Genomic DNA, 18,122 nt, shown 5'->3' with positions numbered 1-18,122 from the left:
AGGCCGGATCAGGGCCCCTTCGCAAGCCCCGAGCGGCGCCGCGGGTCGTTCGCACCGTAGAAGCGCACCGGCCCCGATGCCGCGGCATCGAGCTTCGGCGTGCCGATCAGGATGGCTGCCACGTGATTGGCTTCGTGCGGCTTGCCGAGGTTGTGGCCCATCTCGGTGAGCAGGCGTTGGGTATCGGGGCTGAGGGCGAACGGCTCGACGTTGGTCACGTCGGGCAGCCACTGCTGGTGGAACCGCGGGGCGTCCACCGCCTCCTGGATGTCCATGCCGTAGTCCACGACGTTGAGGATCGTGTGCACCACGGTCGTGATGATGCGGCTGCCGCCCGGTGTGCCGAGCACCATCACCGGCTTGCCGCCGCGGGTGACGATGGTGGGGCTCATCGAGCTCAGCGGGCGCTTGCCCGGGGCGATGGCGTTGGCGTCGCCCTGCACGAGGCCGTAGGCATTGGGCACGCCGCGCTTGGCGGTGAAGTCGTCCATCTCGTTGTTCAGCAGCACGCCGGTGCCCGCCGCGGTGACCTTCGCACCGAACCACTCGTTGAGCGTGTACGTGACCGCCACCGCATTGCCGAACCGGTCGGCGATGGAGTAGTGCGTGGTGTTGGTGCCCTCGTGTGGCGGCACCCCGGGGCGGATGTCCTTCGAGACGCCGGCCTTGGCGGGGTCGATGGCGTCGCGCACCTTGGACGCGTAGCCCTTGTCGAGCAGGCGTTCGAGCGGGTTCGTGACGAAGTCGGGGTCACCGAGGTAGCTGTTGCGGTCCACGTACGCATGCCGCATGGCCTCGATCTGGTAGTGCACCGACTGCGCGGACCGGTAGCCCAGGTCCTTCAGCGGATAGCCCTCGAGCACGTTGAGGATCTCGCACACCACCACGCCGCCGGAACTGGGCGGCGGCGCCGACACGATGCGGTACCCCCGGTAGTCGCACTCGACCGGCTTGCGCTCCTGGGCCGTGTAGCCGCGCAGGTCCGCGTGGCGGATCAGGCCGCCGCCGGACGTGCTCGACGCCACGATGGCCTCGGCCACCGGGCCGCGGTAGAAGCCGTCGGACCCGCGCGCGGCGATGCGCCGCAGCGTGGCGGCCAGGTCCTTCTGCACCAGGCGGTCCCCCGCCTTGGGCACCGCCCCGCCTTTGGCGAAGATGGCCGCGGTGGCCGGGTCGGCCTTCAGCGCATCGCCCACCACCTGGAACATCTTCGCGTCGCCCTCGTCGAGCACGAAGCCGCGGTCCGCGAAGCGGATGGCAGGCGCCATCAGCGCCGCGCGGGGTTTCGTGCCGAAGCGGGCCAGCGCCATCTCGAGCCCGGCCACCGTGCCCGGCACCCCCACGGCCAGGTGCCCCACCGTGCTGCGGCCCTTGACCACGTTGCCGTCGGGCCCGAGGTACATGTCCGCCGTGGCGCCGAGCGGGGCCTTTTCGCGGAAATCGATGAAGCTTTCACGGCCATCGGCCAGGTGCAGCGTCATGAACCCGCCGCCGCCCAGGTTGCCCGCCGCCGGGTACACGACGGCCAGCGCGTAGCCCACGGCCACCGCGGCATCCACGGCGTTGCCACCCTGGGCCAGCACGTCGGCCCCCACCTGCGTGGCCAGTTGCTGGGCCGTGACCACCATGCCGCGGTCGGACACCGCCGGCGCCACTGACGCGGCCGAAGCCAGCGTCAGGTGCACCGACACCGCGGAGACGAGGAACCAACGACAAAGGGCGGGGCCACGCATCGGGAGTCTCCTGGGAGTTCGGGGTCCGGGCATCTTAGGTCGCTCCCGGAAGATCCGGTTCAGAGCCCCTGTTCCACCATGTCCAGCAGCCGCTGGGCGAGTTGTCCGGTGAACGGCGTTGGCACATGCCGCAGCGGCCCGTCGATGATCAGCAACGCCAGCCCGTGCACCGCGGACCACGCCAGGAACTCCGCGCCAGGGCGCCGTGAGGCGGCCATCAGGCCGGTGTCCACCATGCGGTCCAGTGCCGCTCCCAGCAGCTGGAACGGGTTCAGCCCGCTCGCGCCGGCCCGGGCCGGGTCGGTGTCGACCCGCACGTCGTTCGGAAACGGGAACGTCGTGAGGAAGAGCCCCTGCTGCTCGCGGGCGAACTTCAGGTACCCGAGCCCCACGGCCCGCAACGCCGCACGCGCCGCGTCGGCGCCGTCGAGCCCCGCAGTGGCACGGGCCACACCGGCCTCCATCTCGCACGCAAGCTCGGACAGCGCCGCCGAGCGCACCGCGTCGACCAGGTCCCCGCGGCTGGCGAAATGCCGGTACGCAGCGTTGGGCACCACGCCCGCGCGGCGCGTGGCCTCGCGCAACACGATGGCCTCGGGGCCACCCTCGCGGGCGAGCGCGATGCCCGCCTGCAGCAATGCGTTGCGCAGGTCGCCGTGCCGGTAGGTGCCCCGCGCGGGGGTTTCGCTTGCCTTCGCTGTCATGGCCGCTCCATGTGGACAGCGTCCATTATCGCGGCAGCGGCGGCGGTTTATCACGCAAGTGCTGGCCGTCAGTTCAGTTTGGCCGGTGGCCTGCCGATAGCACACTGAAGCAATGCGAGCAGGGAGTTCGTGTGTCAGATCGATTCAAGCCCCAGCGCCCGGCGGCCGGCACTGTCACGACCGGGTTCCGCCCGCTCGCCGACGACACCGGCTGGGACCGCCAGCCCATCTACCGCATCGTCGAGATCACCCGCGACGCCGAGGGCCGCCTGCACCGGCAAGGCCACGTCTGGCACAACGATCTCGAGATGCTGCGCCGCTTCGGCCGCGCCGTGGCCGCCAACACCTCCTCCCACAAGGTGCTGATCACGAACTCGCACGGCGACGTGGTCGAGGATCTGCCCGTGGCCCCGCCCGAGGCACGCCACTCGGCTTGGGATTCCTGGGGCGGACTGGCCCTGCCGCCGACCCCACCGGTGCGCAAGGCCAAGGTGGCCGAGGCGAAGCCCGTGGCCATGCCGATCCCTGATGTCCACGTCGCGCCCGAACCGGCGTCCACCCCGGCGTCAGAGGCCCCGCAGGCCCTGGCCACGCCGCCCATGGCCGCCGCGGCGGCGGCCACACCGCCGCGTGACATCCCGAAGCTCCCGGTGGACCAGGCCGCCGGCATCCCGTCCCCCGTGCCGGAACACGAAGCCACCTTGCCCTGACCGCAACCCGGATAGACCCTGTATTTTTTCCTGCGGGATGCAAATTTTCACCAAGTTCAGCGAGACTTGGTCCGTGAGCGGCCACGACGCCGCGCAGGGAGGACCGTCTCATGAAGAAGACCGGTGCAAGTTCATTCGTCGTGTTGTGGGTCGCCATCCTGGCGGGCTGTGCCAGCCCGCGGCATGGGCACACCGATTCAGCATCTCCGGCGGCTGCGGCCGTCAGTGCCGATGATTTCGCCCGCCGCGGTCTCGCGCTGGCCGAAGCAGGGCAACCACAGGCCGCGCTGCGCGACCTCGACACCGCACTCCTGCTCGACCCTCGACACGCCCAGGCCACGTACGACCGCGCCATCGTGCACCATGCGGCCGGCCAATCCGCCGCCGCGATGGCCGACATCAACCGCGCGGTGCTGCTCGACCCGCAGAACACCCGGGTGCGCAACGCCCGCTGCGTGATCCAGGTGGCCGCCGAGCGCAATGATGCCGGCCTCAAGAACTGCTATCACGCGATGCTGATGCCGGGCCCCGTCGCCGAAGCCCAGACCGCGTTCGGGCAAGCGCTGCTGCTGCTCGGCCGCCCGCGCGAGGCGCTGCAGGCCTTCGATGCGGCACTGAAGGCAGAACCCTCGCACCTCACGGCGCGCTATGGCCGCGGCATCGCGCGCCAACGCACCGGCGACGCCGAGGGCAACGCCGACGTGCAGGAAGCCATGAAGGTCTCCCCGGCGGCCGGCCGCACCTTCGCCGCAGCCAGCGCACCCTGACGGGTCACGCGAACCACACCGACGGGTCACGGGCGACCCGCGCGGTGTGCGCACCGCCGGCCACCACCTCGATGTCACATGACACGAATGCCGGGGTGTCGTGGGCCGCGGCCCCGCGCAGGCGGCGGGCGCAAGCCTCGAACCGCACGAACAGCGCGCGGTGGCGCACCGCGTCCACCGGTGCGGCATCGCACATCACCCGGGTGCTCAGGTAACCGGCCGACGACTGGAACTGCACCCACACCCGCTGCCACCCCGCCACGATCCCCGGCATGGTGGCACGCACCTCGGCCACCACCTCCTCCACCACCGCCACTTCCCGCTTGTTCATGGTTCGTGCCTCCCTGCTTGCCAACGGATGCGTCGCAGCTTAAAACCTCAACCTATGTCAAGGTCAAGGAGTTCTTCATGCCGCGAATCGATCCGGCGGACATCGGCAAGGTGCTCACCGTGGGCGAGGTCGCGGCCCGCAGCGGCGTGGCAGTGTCGGCGCTGCACTTCTACGAATCGAAGGGGCTGATCCACAGCCACCGCAACAGCGGCAACCAGCGCCGCTACACGCGTGACGTGCTGCGGCGTGTGGCGATCATCAAGGTGGCCCAACGCGTGGGCGTGCCGCTCGGCGCCATTCACGAGGCGCTGCAGGCCCTGCCCGAGAAACGCACGCCCACGGTGGCGGACTGGTCGCGCCTGTCCGCGCGCTGGCACGCGGACCTCACCGACCGCATCGGGCAGCTCACCCGGCTGCGCGACCAGCTCGATGGTTGCATCGGCTGCGGGTGCCTGTCCGTGACCGCCTGCCCGTTGCGCAACCCGCTGGACGAGTTGTCCGAGCAGGGACCGGGGCCGCACTTCCCCCCGGGCTGAATACGCTCAGCGGTCGGCGATGAAGTCGACGATCTGCGCGATGGTGCCCGGGTCGTTGTCGAACCCGCCGTGGCTGGCGCTGGCACTGACCGGGCCGGGCGCCACCCAAGCGGTGGTGCGTGGCAACGCGGGCGCGCAGGCGTCGAAGTACTTCTGCATGCCCAGCACCGGCGTCGGGCTGCCCCCTTCGAACGACTGGCTCACGAGATACAGCAACGAGCGCCGGTACGGACCGCACGTGGTGTCGTCTTCCTCGGCGCGGTCGGTCAGGTGGAACTGCTGGTAGCGCTGCACGGCCCCCGAGTGGAGGTGCGGGCGCACGCGGGCATCGAACGTGTCGACCCGCACCGCCGGGGCCATGAAGGAGACGGACTCGAACCGCATGCCGTCCTCGGCCAGCTGGTGGATCATGCCGGTGGCCACGAGGCACCCGGCCGAATGGGCCACCACGTGCATGCGGATCTTCTTGTTCGCCACGCCGTGCTTGAAGTGGCGGTACAGCAGCACCGCACCGGCCTGTGCGTCGTCGGGCGCGCCAGGCTTGTACGCGCTCAGCGCCTCGGCGTTCTGCTTCATCTCGTTCCAGATCAGCGTGCCGGGCCGCGCGAGAAGCCGCTCCAGGCGTTCGTTCCACCACCGCCCCGGTGGCGCGGCGCCGTCGGCCTGCCGCGGCATGGGACCCACCGCGTCGTGGATGCACGCCAGGGCCGTCGACAGGAAATCGGTCTCCCACATCAGGAAGACCGGGAATATCTGGCGGTCGTAGAGCAGCGGGATCCAATGCGCCGCGATGTCGGCGGCCTGCGCTTCGCCCACGAGGCCCCCGTGCGCGAAGATGCACACGTCCACCGTGTCGTCCACGAGGTTCCAGCGCTTGCGCGCCTCGGCCAGGTGCACGTCGACGATGGCGCGCACATCGTCCGGTTTCGTGCGGAACACCCCGCTGTTGCTGAGCGAGCCGTCGTGCCCCATGTTCACGATGAAGGGCGAGATCTCGCGGTCACGCAACACGGTGCTCGCTGCCAAGGCCACCCGGCCCGCCGCGTCGGTTCGCAACGTGATCGATCGCGAGATCGCGGTGTGCTCGTGGGTCACGACACCGAGCTGCGCCACCCAGCAGTCCATCGCGTTGCGCAGCCAGTCGTCGTAGGTGAGCACCGCGTAGCCATACGAGCCCCACTCGGTGCCCCACGAGTTCTGGATCAGGAACCCCGCCTCGTTGTAGCCCACGATCGCGAAGGCGTGCCCCGAATGGGCTGCCTGGCCACCGCGCACCGGGATCTGCCACACGCCCTTGAACGACGTGGGGCGGCGCTTGCGCACCGGCACCTCCACGCCTTCGTCCCAGCCTTCGTGGCAACCGGCGCTGACGAACAGGATGCCCACCTCGTTGAGCGCGGCGTGCATGTCGGTGATGGCGTGCGGGTCGATGCGGTAGTACGCACCCAGCGGCCGGCGCACCGCGTCGGCCCACCAGTCGTCGGCCAGCGAGTTGCTCGCGGCCGGCATGTCGAGCCCCGGGAACAGCACCTCGCCGCAGGCGCCGTGCTTGAACCAGCCCCTCAGCGCCCCGCGCGTGCTCGAGCCGCCGTCCTCGGTGGACCCGGGGAACTCGTCGTAGCGCCGGGCCATCGAGTACAGCATGAACGGCGAGATGGTGGCGCGCGCGTCGCGGCCGGACACCCGCAGCAGGTGCTCGACCACAAGCGACAGCGCAAACCCGGTGCAGGCATTGCTGTCCCCCTGGTGCTTGACCGGCAAGCCGGCGGCCGGGAACAGCGTGGGCGCGGGAGCCCGGCCCACGCTCGGCTGGAACGACCGGTCGCGGCGATCGAGCGCATCGGGCCGCGCCATGCGCAGGAAGCGCCCATCGGCGGGTGGGTCGGCCGACGGGAGGACGGGCGGTTTCGAGCGGCGAGGCTTGGCTGCGGCCATGGGGGCGTGATGGCGAAAAGCGCGGATCGTCGATGCGCGCTTGCCCGCCGTCAACCCCCGCCGGGCGGTCTTACTTCAGCGCCTTGAAGCGCAGGCGCTTCGGCTTGGCCCCTTCTTCGCCGAGGCGCTTCTTCTTGTCGGCCTCGTACTCCTGGTAGTTGCCGTCGAAGAACACCCACTTCGATTCGCCTTCGGCCGCGAGGATGTGCGTGGCGATGCGGTCGAGGAACCAGCGGTCGTGGCTGATGACCAGCAGCGAGCCGGCGAACTCGAGCAGCGCGTCTTCCAGCGCCCGCAGCGTTTCGACGTCCAGGTCGTTCGACGGTTCGTCCAGCAGCAGCACGTTGCCGCCCGCGATCAGCGTCTTGGCAAGGTGCAGCCGGCCGCGTTCGCCGCCCGACAGGTTGCCGACGAGCTTTTGCTGGTCGTTGCCCTTGAAGTTGAAGCGGCCGAGGTACGCGCGCGACGGCATCACGAACTTGCCGACGGTCAGGTTGTCGAGGCCGCCGGAGACGTCCTGCCACACGGTCTTGTCGCCTTCGAGGTTTTCGCGGCTCTGCTCGACGAACGCCATCTTGACGGTGGGGCCGATCTTCACGGTGCCGCTGTCCGGTTGCTCCCTGCCCGCGATCATGCGGAAGAGCGTGGACTTGCCGGCGCCGTTCGGGCCGATGATGCCGACGATGGCGCCGGCCGGGACCTTGAAGCTCAGGTCGTCGATCAGCATGCGGTCGCCGAAGCTCTTGCTGACGTTCGTGAACTCGATGACTTCATGGCCCAGGCGGTCGGCCACGGGGATGAAGATTTCCTGGGTTTCGTTGCGCTTCTGGTATTCGAAGTCGCTCAGTTCCTCGAAGCGGGCGATACGCGCCTTGCTCTTGGCCTGGCGGCCCTTGGGGTTCTGGCGCACCCACTCCAGTTCCTTCTTCATCGCCTTGGTGCGGGCGTCCTCGGTCTTCTGCTCCTGCTCGAGGCGGGCTTCCTTCTGTTCCAGCCAGGTGCTGTAGTTGCCCTTGTACGGAATGCCCGACCCCCGGTCGAGTTCGAGGATCCACTCGGCCGCGTTGTCGAGGAAGTAGCGATCGTGGGTGATGGCCACCACGGTGCCGGGGAAACGTGCGAGGTACTGCTCGAGCCAGTCGACCGATTCGGCGTCCAGGTGGTTGGTGGGTTCGTCGAGCAGCAGCATGTCGGGCTTGGACAGCAGCATGCGGCACAGCGCGACGCGGCGCTTCTCGCCCCCCGACAGCTTGCCCACGATGGCATCCCACGGCGCCAGGCGCAGCGCATCGGCCGCAATCTCCAGCTGCAGGTCGCTGTTTTCGCTGCCGGCGGCCGCGATGATGGCTTCCAGCTCGGCCTGCTCCGCGGCGAGCTTGTCGAAGTCGGCGTCTTCGGCGCCGTACTCGGCGTACACCTCGTCCAGGCGCTTCTTCGCGGCGAGCGCACCGCCGATGCCTTCTTCCACCGCCTGGCGGACGGTCTGGTTCGGGTCCATCACCGGTTCCTGCGGCAGGTACCCGATCTTCAGGTCGGGCATGGGCGTGGCTTCACCCTCGATGTCCTTGTCGATGCCGGCCATGATCTTCAGCAACGTGCTCTTGCCGGAACCGTTCAGGCCCAGCACGCCGATCTTGGCGCCCGGGAAAAAGCTCAGGGAGATGTTCTTGAGGATCTGACGCTTCGGCGGGACGATCTTGCCGACGCGGTTCATCGTGAAAACGTATTGCGCCATGGTTTACCGTGAGAAAAGTGATGGAACCGGGGGGTCGCCCCGCCGGGACGCCGGGCCGCAAGCGCCGCGCGTGGGGGTCGGGATCGGGAACCGGAAACGCAGGATTATCCCGGACAAATGGAACCCGCCCGCCGCCAAGGCCCTCAGAGGGGTTGCACTTCCGCCGCACAAGCATCGAACAGACGCGCATACACCACGTATTCGTAGGGGTGGGCTTGTAGCGCTGCCCTGTAGAATGTTCATCAGCGCAAACCCTAATGCCTTCCGGGACGTTTGCAACCTTTTGGCCCGAGCACCGCTCAATCCAGCTTCTGCCTGTCGACAGACCCCCCGGGTCCTCACGCATGCGGCAGGCGGATTTCTTGATGGACCCCCATGTCTTTTGCTTCTCTCGGCTTGGCCGAGCCCCTGTTGCGCGCCGTTGAAGAGTACGGTTACACCACCCCCACCCCCATCCAAACCCAGGCCATCCCGGTCGTGATGTCCGGTGCCGACCTGCTGGGCGGCGCCCAGACGGGCACCGGCAAGACCGCCGGCTTCACGCTGCCCACGCTGCACCGCCTGATGCAGAAGCCGGCCGTGCGCGACACGCGCGGGCGCCTGCCCATCCGGGCCCTGATCCTCACGCCCACCCGCGAACTCGCGGCGCAGGTCGAGGAAAGCGTGCGCACCTACGGCAAGTACGCCAAGCTCACCTCCATGGTGATGTTCGGCGGTGTTGGCATGCAGCCGCAGATCGACAAGCTCCGCAAGGGTGTCGACATCCTCGTGGCCACCCCCGGCCGCCTGCTCGACCACCACCAGCAAGGCACGCTCGACCTGAGCCACGTCGAGATCTTCATCCTCGACGAAGCCGACCGCATGCTCGACATGGGCTTCATCCACGACATCAAGAAGGTGCTCGCAGTGCTGCCGGCCAAGAAGCAGAGCCTGCTGTTCTCGGCCACCTTCAGCGACGAGATCAAGGCCCTCGCCGATCGCCTGTTGAACAAGCCCGAGCTGATCGAGGTCGCCCGCCGCAACACCACGGCCGAAACCATCGCGCAGAAGATCCACCCGGTGGGCCGCGAGATGAAGAAGGACCTGTTGTGCCACCTCATCAAGGAAAACGACTGGCATCAGGTGCTGGTGTTCACCCGCATGAAACACGGCGCCAACCGCCTGGTCGAGCACCTGGAGAAGCAGGGCATCAGCGCCATGGCGATCCACGGCAACAAGAGCCAGAGCGCCCGCACGAAGGCCCTGGCCGAGTTCAAGACCGGTGAGTTGCAGGTGCTGGTGGCCACCGACATCGCCGCCCGCGGCATCGACATCGACCAGTTGCCCCACGTCGTGAACTACGAACTGCCCAACGTGCCGGAAGACTACGTGCACCGCATCGGCCGCACGGGCCGGGCCGGCGCGCAGGGTGAGGCGGTGTCACTGGTGTGCGTCGATGAAAACGGCTTCCTCCGCGACATCGAAAAGCTCATCAAGCGCGAGATCCCGAAGGAAATCATCCCCGGCTTCGCTCCGTCCCCCAACGAAAAGCCCGAGCCCATCGTGCTGGGCCGCATGGTGATCGGCGAAGGCGCCGGCCGTGGCGGCAGCCGCGGTGGCCGCCCGGGCGGCGGCGGCGGTGGTGGTGGTGGACACAACAACGGCGGTGGGCGCGGTGGCAACACCGGCCGGCCCGCCGCAGCGCGCCAGGGTCAGCCTGGCGGCCGGTCGGCTGGCGGTGGTGGCGGGCGTCCGGCGGAGCCCCGGCGCGATGGTGGCCGGCCGTCGGGCCCCCGCCCGGCCAACTCGCCGAAGCGTTGAACCCAGGCAGCCGGGAGGCTGCCTTTCCTGAAAAGAGACGGCCGCGGTGCCGTCTTTTTTTTTTGGCCGGCCGCCGGCCAGGGTGCCCGCGCCAACTTGCAGGCGTCACATTCGGCGGCACCCGAACCCAACTTCGGCGTCATCGAGTCATCCGACAACCGACCTGTCACCACCCCGACGCTTGAGGTCAGTGCGCTCCGGTCGCCCTCTGAAAACCACTTGGTTGCGCCAATTCCAGCACACCGAAGTTGTCATACAACCAATCGCGTGATGGCTTCAGAACCCGCATGAACACGGGCCTGTCCGCCAGCGGCACACGTGAACACACCGCTTGTGAAACCGCTTCCAAAATGCAGCGAAGCACTTTGGATTGCGTGTTCAGAACGGCATAAAAGTACCTCATTTCAACAGAATTAGTGCATACCACCGGATTTCTGAACGATGTTTCAGGCTGGCAAGAAAACGCTAACAATTCACATCCACCCCCCTGTTCCAGGGGGGTTGAACTATCCAACCCTCGCCATTCGAATGGAATTCCGTACAAGTGTCAGGGTTTGTATCGCGTCGACACATTGTTTCCCGATTGATTCTTGAAAACGTTGTCACGGCATTCCCTCTGCAGGGCAGGGTTTTCCGCGTTTTCTCACCCATGCCCCCACGCGTCCGGGTCGACGCGTTCCGTTACAGCACGAAGGTGCGTGTCACCGAGCATCCGCCCCAACTCAACGGCCCGGAAGATCGACGATGCGACACCCGCTCAAGCTCTGTGGATGGCTGATGCTGGCCGCTGCCTTGCACGCGTGCAATGGCAACGACAGCCAGGAAAGCACTTCCACCCCCAACACGCGCGCGCCCGACGCCGCGCCGACCGTCGGCATCCCGACCGACCCGCACGCCCAATCGGCCCCGGTACGCGCCACGGCTGCTGCCACGACGTCGGCACCGGGCTGCTTCAGCGCCGTGCTGCCGCGCCGGCTGACACGGACCCAGTACCTCAACGTGCTGACCGACTGGTCCGCCTCGCTGATCACCGACAGCGCCCTGCCCGCCCGCATCCGCACCCTCGTGCTCGACACCGCCCAGTTCCCGCTGGACGCGTCGATCAACCCCGAGACCGCCCGGCACCAGGGTTACTACCGACTCGACCCCACCGTCACGACCCGCCAGGTGACCGGCATCCACAGCGTGGCCCAAGCGCTCGCCGCCGACCTGGCCAGCACCGACCAGCGCGCCGCGACGATCGTCGGCAACTGCACCGGCGACGCCTGCCTCACCAACTTCATCCGCCGTGCCGGCCGCACGCTGTTCCGCCAGCCGCTGACCGACGCCGAAGTGGCGGTCTACAAGAAGGTCGCCAACGGGGCCACCGACCGCGCCGCGGTCACCAAGGTGCTGGCCACCATGATCGCGTCGCCGCAGTCGTACTTCGTGCTCGAGCGCGGCGCCACCACCACCGACACCAGCAGCGCCTGCGTGCCGCTGTCGGCCCACGAACTGGCCACCCGCCTGTCGCTTCACCTGTGGGACACCCTGCCTGACGCCACGCTGGCCGCCGCCGCCGACAACGGCACGCTGCTGCAGCCCTCGGTGTACCAGCAGCAGGTCACCCGCCTGATGGGCGACGCCCGCGCCGACGCCGCGCTGCGCAGCTTCTTCCGCCAATGGTTGCGACTCGATGACCTCGTTCCCATGAACGGCAAGGTCGGAAACGCGAAATTCGACGCCTTCGCCGGCTCGTACAAGCCGCTCGCCACCACCCGCGATGCGGCCATCGACGAGGTGCTCGACATGGTGTCGTACGTCGCCTCCCGGAACGGCTCGCTGCAACAGGTGCTGACCGACCGCCACTCGTTCGCGAAGACGGCCGACATCGCCACGTTGTACAAGACCACCGTCTGGAACGGAACCGGCACGCCGCCCACCTTCACCGAAGCCGATCGCGTGGGCCTGCTGACCCGCGTCGGGGTGCTCGCCAACGGTTCATCCGACACGACACTGCCGATCCAGCGCGGCGCCAAGGTGCTGAGCGCGTTGACCTGCCAGTCGCTGCCCCCGCCCGCGATGAACCAGACGAACGCCGCGGCCGACCTGACGCCCGTGCTCACCACGCGCGAACGCACCGAGCGCATCACCGAGATGCCGAACACCGCCTGCGTGGCCTGCCACAAGACCTCGCTGAACCCGTGGGGCTTCGTGTTCGAACGCTTCGACTCGCTCGGCCGCGTGCGCGCCAGCGAAGTCGTGCGTGACGACGCCGGCGCATCGCGCGGCGAGAAGCCGATCGACACCGCCGTCGTGGCCCTGCTCGACGGCATGACCGAACGCTCGATCTCGACCGCAGCGCAGGCGCAGCAGTACGTGCTCGACAGCGGCGCCTTCGAAGGCTGCTTCGCCCGCAATTACTTCCGCTACGCATTCGGCCGCGCCGACACCGCCAACGATGCGTCGGTGATCGACACCGTGCGCCTGCAGGCCGCCAACGGCGCCAACCTGCGGAGCCTGTTTGCATCCATCGTCACCCGCGACGAGTTCAAGTCGATCCAGAGGCCGCAATGAAACCCAAATTCGATCCCGTCTCGCGCCGCCAATTCCTCGTGGGCGCCGGTGGCGCCGCGCTGGCCCTCCCGCTGCTCCCGTCGCTGCTGCCGCGCAACGCGGAAGCCCAGACGCTGGCCGCGGCCTCGTCCGAGCGCTACTTCGCGCACATGACCACGTGGCACGGCGTGATGCAGGACCAGTTCTACGGCTCGCTGCTCGGCCTGACGCCGGGCCAGACCCAGAACTTCGCCGGCATCGACGTGCGCAACACCCCGCTGCCCACCGCGGTGACGGGCGGCAAGGTTGTGCTCAGCGAGATCCTGCAGGCGCAGAGTTCCAACCTGACGCCCCGCATGCTGAGCCTGATGAACGTCATCAACGGTCTCGACTTCGCGACCGGCGTGGGCCACAACCGTGGCGGCCCGCTCGGCGGTGACGCGGCCAACCCGACCATCGACCAGGTGCTGGGCGCCTCCAAGACGTTCTACCCGAGCAGCCCGCTGCAGCCGGTGATCGTGCGCAACCCCGTGTCGCTGTCACAGACGTCCTCGGGCGTCGTGCAGGCGCAGGAGACCGCCGAAAGCAACGTCAAGCTCTTCGATCGCCTGTTCAAGACCTCGACCACCCCGACCACGCCCAACGCGCCGGCACAGACCGTGCTGGTCGACAGCGTGAAGGAACACGCCGCGCTCGTGAAGGCCGACCCGCGCTGCTCCGCCGATTGCCGCACGCGCCTCGACGAGTACCTCACGATGCTGTCGGAGGTGCAGGGCAAGGTGCAGCAGACGGTCAACAGCAGCTTCCCCCGCCCCACCACCGACACGTCGGCCGTCGAGGCCGCAGCCGGCTTCTACGGGTTGCCGGACAACCAGGTGCAGTGCGAGAAGCTCTGGAACGACATCGTCGTCGCGGCCTTCGCCGCTGGCATCAGCCGCGTGTACGTCTGCGGCCCCACGAGCTACACGTTCGGACCGGAACCTGAACACGCGTGGCACAACAACTACGCCCACAACATCGAAGCCGACCCCAGCAAGCGCGCGGGCTACAGCGCCGCCGTGCAGCGCCAGTTCGAAGGTGCGCAGCTCGACCTCGCCCGCAAGATGGACGCCGTGAAGACCGCCGACGGCAACACGCTGCTCGACAAGGGCTTCGTGGCCAGTGGCCATGAACTCGGCTCCGGCGGCAGCCCGGGCCACCACCACAACCGCTGCATCCCGATCGTCACGTTCGGCAACGCCGGCGGGTTCTTCAAGACCGGCCAGTCGCTCGACTACCGCGACATGAACGCGTTCTCGTGGTCGAAGAACGAACCCATTCCCTGGCGAGGCGGCCTGATCTACAACCAGTTCATGGGCATGGTGCTGCGTTCGATGGGACTCCAGCCCAGCGACTACTCCACCAACAACGGTGCGTTCGGCTATCCGAGCGTGCGCGGCAACAACGACCACACCGACGCGATGTGGGCTGCCGCCAACCAGAACCTGCCGTGGCTCAAAGCATGACGAATATCATTCCACGCTCACTCGCCCGCCTCGCGGCGCTGGCCATCGGTGCCACGTTCGCGTCCGGCGTTGCGCTGGCGCAAAGTGCCACCGAAGGCAAGGCGCTCTACCAGAAGACCTTCGTCACCGGCGTCCGGACCTGCCTGTCGTGCCACCTCACGCCACGGGAAGACCCCGTGATCCTGCGTGGCGCCAACGCGAACGCCATCAAGGGTGCCGCGCAGTCGATTCCCAAGATGGCCCCGTTGCACGGGTTCATCACCGACACCGAGTTCAACCACCTGGCGAAGTACATCGCCGACGAGTACCAGGCTACCCCGACGTACATTGCGGTGGTCGCCACCCCGTCGGCCACGGTGTCCGCGACGTCGCTGACGTTCGCGAGCCAGAACCTGGCCACGACGAGCGCCGCGCAGACCGTCACGGTGGGTAACGCCGCCGGTGCCACCGGTGCGCTGGCCATTTCGTCGATCGGCGTGACTGCCGGCAGCGACTTCGCCGTGACCGGCGGCTCGTGCAGCGCCGGCGGCAGCGTCGCCGCGGGCGCGAGCTGCACCGTCAACGTGGTCTTCAAGCCCACGGCGGTCGGTGACCGCAGCAGCACGCTGACCATCGCGCACAACGGCACGGGCGGCAAGTCCACGGTGTCGTTGAGCGGCGCAGCCGTGAACACGTCCCCGGCCATCACGGTGTCTCCCACCGCGCTGACTTTCTCGAGCGTGGTCGCCACCGACTCAACCGCGAAGCGGGTCACCATCAGCAACACGGGCACGGGCCCGCTGGTGCTGTCGGCCCTCACGCTGGGTGGCAGCCAATCGAGCGACTACCGGCTCATCGCGAGCTCCACCTGCCAGGCCGGCGGCACGGTTGCCGGCGGCAGCAGCTGCGTGGCCGACGTGGTGTTCACCCCCGGCGCCATGGGCACCCGCAGCGGCACGTTGACGATCGCCCACAACGCGACCGGCAGCCCGAGCACGGTGAGCTTCTCCGGCACCGGCACTGCCACGCCCGAGCCCGGCATCGCGCTCGACGCCACGTCGATCGACCTCGGCGCCCAGGTGGTGGCCGTGCTCAGCAGCAGCAAGAAGACGCTGACGCTGACCAACAGCGGCGGTTCGGCGCTGGTCCTCGGCAGCATCGGCACGAGCGGCGCCGATGCAGGCTCGTTCGTGCTCGGCGGCACCTGCACCAACGGGCTGTCGGTCCCCGCCCAGGGCACCTGCACCGTGACGGTGGAGATCAAGCCGGTCACGCTGGGTGTGAAGACGGCCACGCTGGCCATCGCATCGAACGCCAAGACCGGCGAGGCCACCGTCGCGCTGCGCGCCACCAGCGTCAACACGCCGGCACCGGAAGTGACCCTGTCGCAAGCCGCCGTCGGGTTTGGCAGTGTCACGTTCAACACCCAATCGATGGGTCGCGTGGTTCGTCTGACGAACAGCGGCACGGCACCGATGACGGTGGGCAGCATCGTGAGCACGTCGGCCGAGTACGTATCGAGCCATGATTGCCCGGCCAGCCTCGCAGTGGCGGCGTCGTGCACGATCACGATCGTCTACAAGCCCACCACCGACAACTCGGCGGAATCGGTCGTGCTGACGACCAACGCGATCAGCTCGCCCAACTCCATCGTGGTCACCGGCCAGGGCACCTCCACGTCGCTGCCGGTGCTCGCCTGGCAGCCGGCCACCACGTCGCTGACGTTCGCATCCACCGTGGTGGGTGTGAGCAGCGCGTCGCAAGGCCTCACGCTCGTGAACAAGGGTCCGGGTGCGGTGACGCTGACGTCGCTGGGCACCGCTGGCGCGGCCGCCTCGTCGTTCGCGATCGCCTCGGGTTCGACCTGCAAGGTGGGCCTCGCGCTTGCCGTGAACGCCACCTGCACGGTGTCCATCAACTTCGTGCCCGGCAGCACCGGCTCGAAGGTGGCCAACCTGCAAGTGGGCTCCACCGGCACGCCGCCGGGTGACGTGGTGTTGTCCGGCACGGGCGCGAGCCCCAGCGCGGGCACCGGCACGGTGACGGTCAGCACGTCGACGCTCGACTTCAGCTCGATCGGCGCGGTCACCGGCAGCACGTCGGCCCCGTTGAACCTGGTGGTGAGCAACGGCAGCGCCGCCTCGGCAGCCATCTCGTCCATCAAGCTGACGGGTCCCTTCGCGCTGCAGTCCGGCGTGAGCGGCGCTTGCGCCACCGGGGCGTCCACGCTCGCCGCCGGCGCATCGTGCACGCTGTCCGTCGTCTACTCGCCCACCGCGGCGGGCGCATCGACTGGCACGCTGACCATCACGGTCGGCACCCAGACGGTCGACGTCGCGTTGAAGGGCCAGGCAACGGCCGCCACGCCGAAGCTCGCCTGGCCGTCGAACGCCACCTCGTGGCCGTTCTCGTCGACCACCGTCGGGGCCACCAGCGCCGTGCAGTCGCGCACGCTGACCAACCAGGGTCCGGGCAGTGTCACGCTGAGCGCGGTGACGACGGCCGGCACGGACGCCGCGGCGTTCGTGGTGTCGGGCACGTCGACCTGCAAGGCCGGCACGACCATCGCGGCGGGTGCATCCTGCACGGTGGCGCTGGCCTTCTCGCCGACGTCAAGCGGCGCCAAGTCCGCCACGCTGCGCGTCGAGTCGAACGGCACGTCGCCAGGTGACGTCGCGCTGTCGGGTTCCGGCATCGCGGCCTCCGCCGGAACGGGCCTGCTGACCGCCGACAAGGCACAGCTCGACTTCACCGGCACGGCCGTGGCCCCGGGCCAGACGTCCGCGCCGATGCAGGTCTCGATCGCCAACGGCAACGTGGCGGCCGTGACGCTGACGAAAACCGAGGTGACGGGGCCCTTCAAGGTCTCGGCCAACACCTGCGCAGCCACGCTCGCGGTGAACGCCAACTGCACGATCTCGGTGACGTTCGTCCCGACCAGCGGCGGCAGCGCCAGCGGCACGCTGATGCTGACCACGGGCTCGGGCCAGATGGTCGCCATCGGGCTGAGCGGGTTGTCGGTGTCCAGCGGTCCGGTGCTCGCGTGGCAGGCCGGCACGCCCACCACGGCGCAGTTCGACAACACGGCCGTGGGCCGCACGTCGGCCGGCAAGTCCTTCGTGCTGACGAACCAGGGGCCTGGCGCCGTGACGTTCACCAGCATCGGCACCGATGGCACCGGCAAGGCGGCCTTCACGACCACGTCCGAGACCAGCTGCCGCACCTCGGCCTCGCTGGCCCAGGGCGCGAGCTGTGTCGTCAGCATCGGGTTCGCTCCCGCCGCCGCCGGCACGCACGCCGCCACGCTGAAGATCGCGTCGAACGCCTCGGCGCCGGCCGCCATCTCGCTGTCCGGCACGGGCACCGCGACGGACACACCCACCGGCAGCACGAACCTGATCTCCGACATGGCCTCGCTCGGCTTCACGGGGGTGATGGGTCATGCCTCCGCGCCCGCCACGGCGCAGTTCACGAACACCGGCACCACGACGCTGATGCTCACGGACATCAACACGAGCGGCCCGTTCCAGGTGGTCAACAGCGCGTCCGGCGCATGCACCGTCCCGCAGGCGCTGGCGCCGAATGCCTCGTGCTCGGTCTCGATCGCGTTCGTCGCTACGACGCCCACCGGCGACAGCACCGGCGTGCTGACCGTCACCGGCGCAGGCGGCGAAACCCGCAGCGTGCCGCTGGCCGGCCGTGCCATGGTGGCCAATGCGGGCGCCAACAACGCCGGCGGCGACGACTCGGGCGGTGGTGCCATCGACTTGCTCGCCCTCGCCGGCCTCGCGCTGCTGCTGCTCGCGGGCTACCGCGCCCGCCGCGCCCCCAACTCCTTCTGACTTCCAGGAC

At 68.7% G+C, this 18,122-nt stretch carries 12 protein-coding genes; 7 read left to right on the top strand and 5 right to left on the bottom strand.

The genetic code is table 11. The annotated features are described in order from the left end of the window. Positions 1 to 8 precede the first annotated feature (8 nt). Positions 9 to 1,733 (bottom strand): gamma-glutamyltransferase, encoded by a 1,725-nt coding sequence (gene ggt, locus ASC87_RS04350; RefSeq protein WP_056657247.1) that lies wholly within the window; start codon positions 1,731 to 1,733, stop codon positions 9 to 11. Positions 1,734 to 1,792: 59 nt separating this feature from the next. After that, positions 1,793 to 2,437 carry a TetR/AcrR family transcriptional regulator gene (locus tag ASC87_RS04345; RefSeq protein ID WP_056657242.1) on the bottom strand — a complete coding sequence of 215 codons (645 nt, stop codon included), beginning with the start codon at positions 2,435 to 2,437 and terminating at the stop codon, positions 1,793 to 1,795. 131 nt (positions 2,438 to 2,568) lie between these two features. Between ASC87_RS04345 and ASC87_RS04340 the strand changes: the two genes are divergently transcribed. Both ASC87_RS04340 and ASC87_RS04335 read left to right on the top strand, forming a co-directional pair. Then, complete coding sequence (locus ASC87_RS04340; protein ID WP_056657238.1) at positions 2,569 to 3,147, top strand: hypothetical protein; 579 nt, start codon at positions 2,569 to 2,571, stop codon at positions 3,145 to 3,147. Between the two features lie 110 nt (positions 3,148 to 3,257). Further along, positions 3,258 to 3,914 carry a tetratricopeptide repeat protein gene (locus tag ASC87_RS04335; RefSeq protein WP_056657235.1) on the top strand — a complete coding sequence of 219 codons (657 nt, stop codon included), beginning with the start codon at positions 3,258 to 3,260 and terminating at the stop codon, positions 3,912 to 3,914. A 4-nt stretch (positions 3,915 to 3,918) separates the two neighbouring features. Here the strand turns inward: ASC87_RS04335 and ASC87_RS04330 are convergent, their stop codons facing one another. After that, positions 3,919 to 4,245: a hypothetical protein gene (locus tag ASC87_RS04330; protein ID WP_056657228.1), complete on the bottom strand. Its 327-nt coding sequence runs from the start codon at positions 4,243 to 4,245 to the stop codon at positions 3,919 to 3,921. Between the two features lie 77 nt (positions 4,246 to 4,322). On the opposite strand from ASC87_RS04330, the gene soxR reads away from it, so the two are divergent. Beyond that, positions 4,323 to 4,781 (top strand): redox-sensitive transcriptional activator SoxR, encoded by a 459-nt coding sequence (soxR, locus tag ASC87_RS04325; protein ID WP_056657225.1) that lies wholly within the window; start codon positions 4,323 to 4,325, stop codon positions 4,779 to 4,781. Positions 4,782 to 4,787: 6 nt separating this feature from the next. On the opposite strand, the gene ASC87_RS04320 is transcribed toward soxR, so the two are convergent. Both ASC87_RS04320 and ettA read right to left on the bottom strand, forming a co-directional pair. Next, positions 4,788 to 6,716: a C1 family peptidase gene (locus tag ASC87_RS04320; RefSeq protein ID WP_056657220.1), complete on the bottom strand. Its 1,929-nt coding sequence runs from the start codon at positions 6,714 to 6,716 to the stop codon at positions 4,788 to 4,790. Positions 6,717 to 6,786: 70 nt separating this feature from the next. Then, complete coding sequence (ettA, locus tag ASC87_RS04315; protein ID WP_056657218.1) at positions 6,787 to 8,451, bottom strand: energy-dependent translational throttle protein EttA; 1,665 nt, start codon at positions 8,449 to 8,451, stop codon at positions 6,787 to 6,789. A 375-nt stretch (positions 8,452 to 8,826) separates the two neighbouring features. On the opposite strand from ettA, the gene ASC87_RS04310 reads away from it, so the two are divergent. The 4 genes from ASC87_RS04310 to ASC87_RS04295 all read left to right on the top strand — a co-directional run bounded on the left by ASC87_RS04310 (position 8,827) and on the right by ASC87_RS04295 (position 18,112). Then, positions 8,827 to 10,251 (top strand): DEAD/DEAH box helicase, encoded by a 1,425-nt coding sequence (locus tag ASC87_RS04310; RefSeq protein WP_056657215.1) that lies wholly within the window; start codon positions 8,827 to 8,829, stop codon positions 10,249 to 10,251. 744 nt (positions 10,252 to 10,995) lie between these two features. Next, positions 10,996 to 12,807 (top strand): DUF1592 domain-containing protein, encoded by a 1,812-nt coding sequence (locus ASC87_RS04305; RefSeq protein WP_056657212.1) that lies wholly within the window; start codon positions 10,996 to 10,998, stop codon positions 12,805 to 12,807. Continuing rightward, on the top strand, positions 12,804 to 14,291 hold the full coding sequence (locus ASC87_RS04300; protein ID WP_056657206.1) for a DUF1552 domain-containing protein: 1,488 nt from the start codon (positions 12,804 to 12,806) through the stop codon (positions 14,289 to 14,291). The genes ASC87_RS04305 and ASC87_RS04300 overlap by 4 nt, the downstream gene beginning before the upstream one ends. After that, positions 14,288 to 18,112, top strand: a complete 3,825-nt coding sequence (locus ASC87_RS04295) for a choice-of-anchor D domain-containing protein (RefSeq protein ID WP_056657203.1) — start codon at positions 14,288 to 14,290, stop codon at positions 18,110 to 18,112. The genes ASC87_RS04300 and ASC87_RS04295 overlap by 4 nt, the downstream gene beginning before the upstream one ends. Positions 18,113 to 18,122 lie beyond the last annotated feature (10 nt).

The organism is Rhizobacter sp. Root1221 (genome assembly GCF_001425785.1).
Taxonomy (GTDB): domain Bacteria; phylum Pseudomonadota; class Gammaproteobacteria; order Burkholderiales; family Burkholderiaceae_C; genus Rhizobacter.
Note: the sequence above shows the minus strand (reverse complement) of the source record. Positions and strands in the feature narration are given on the sequence as shown.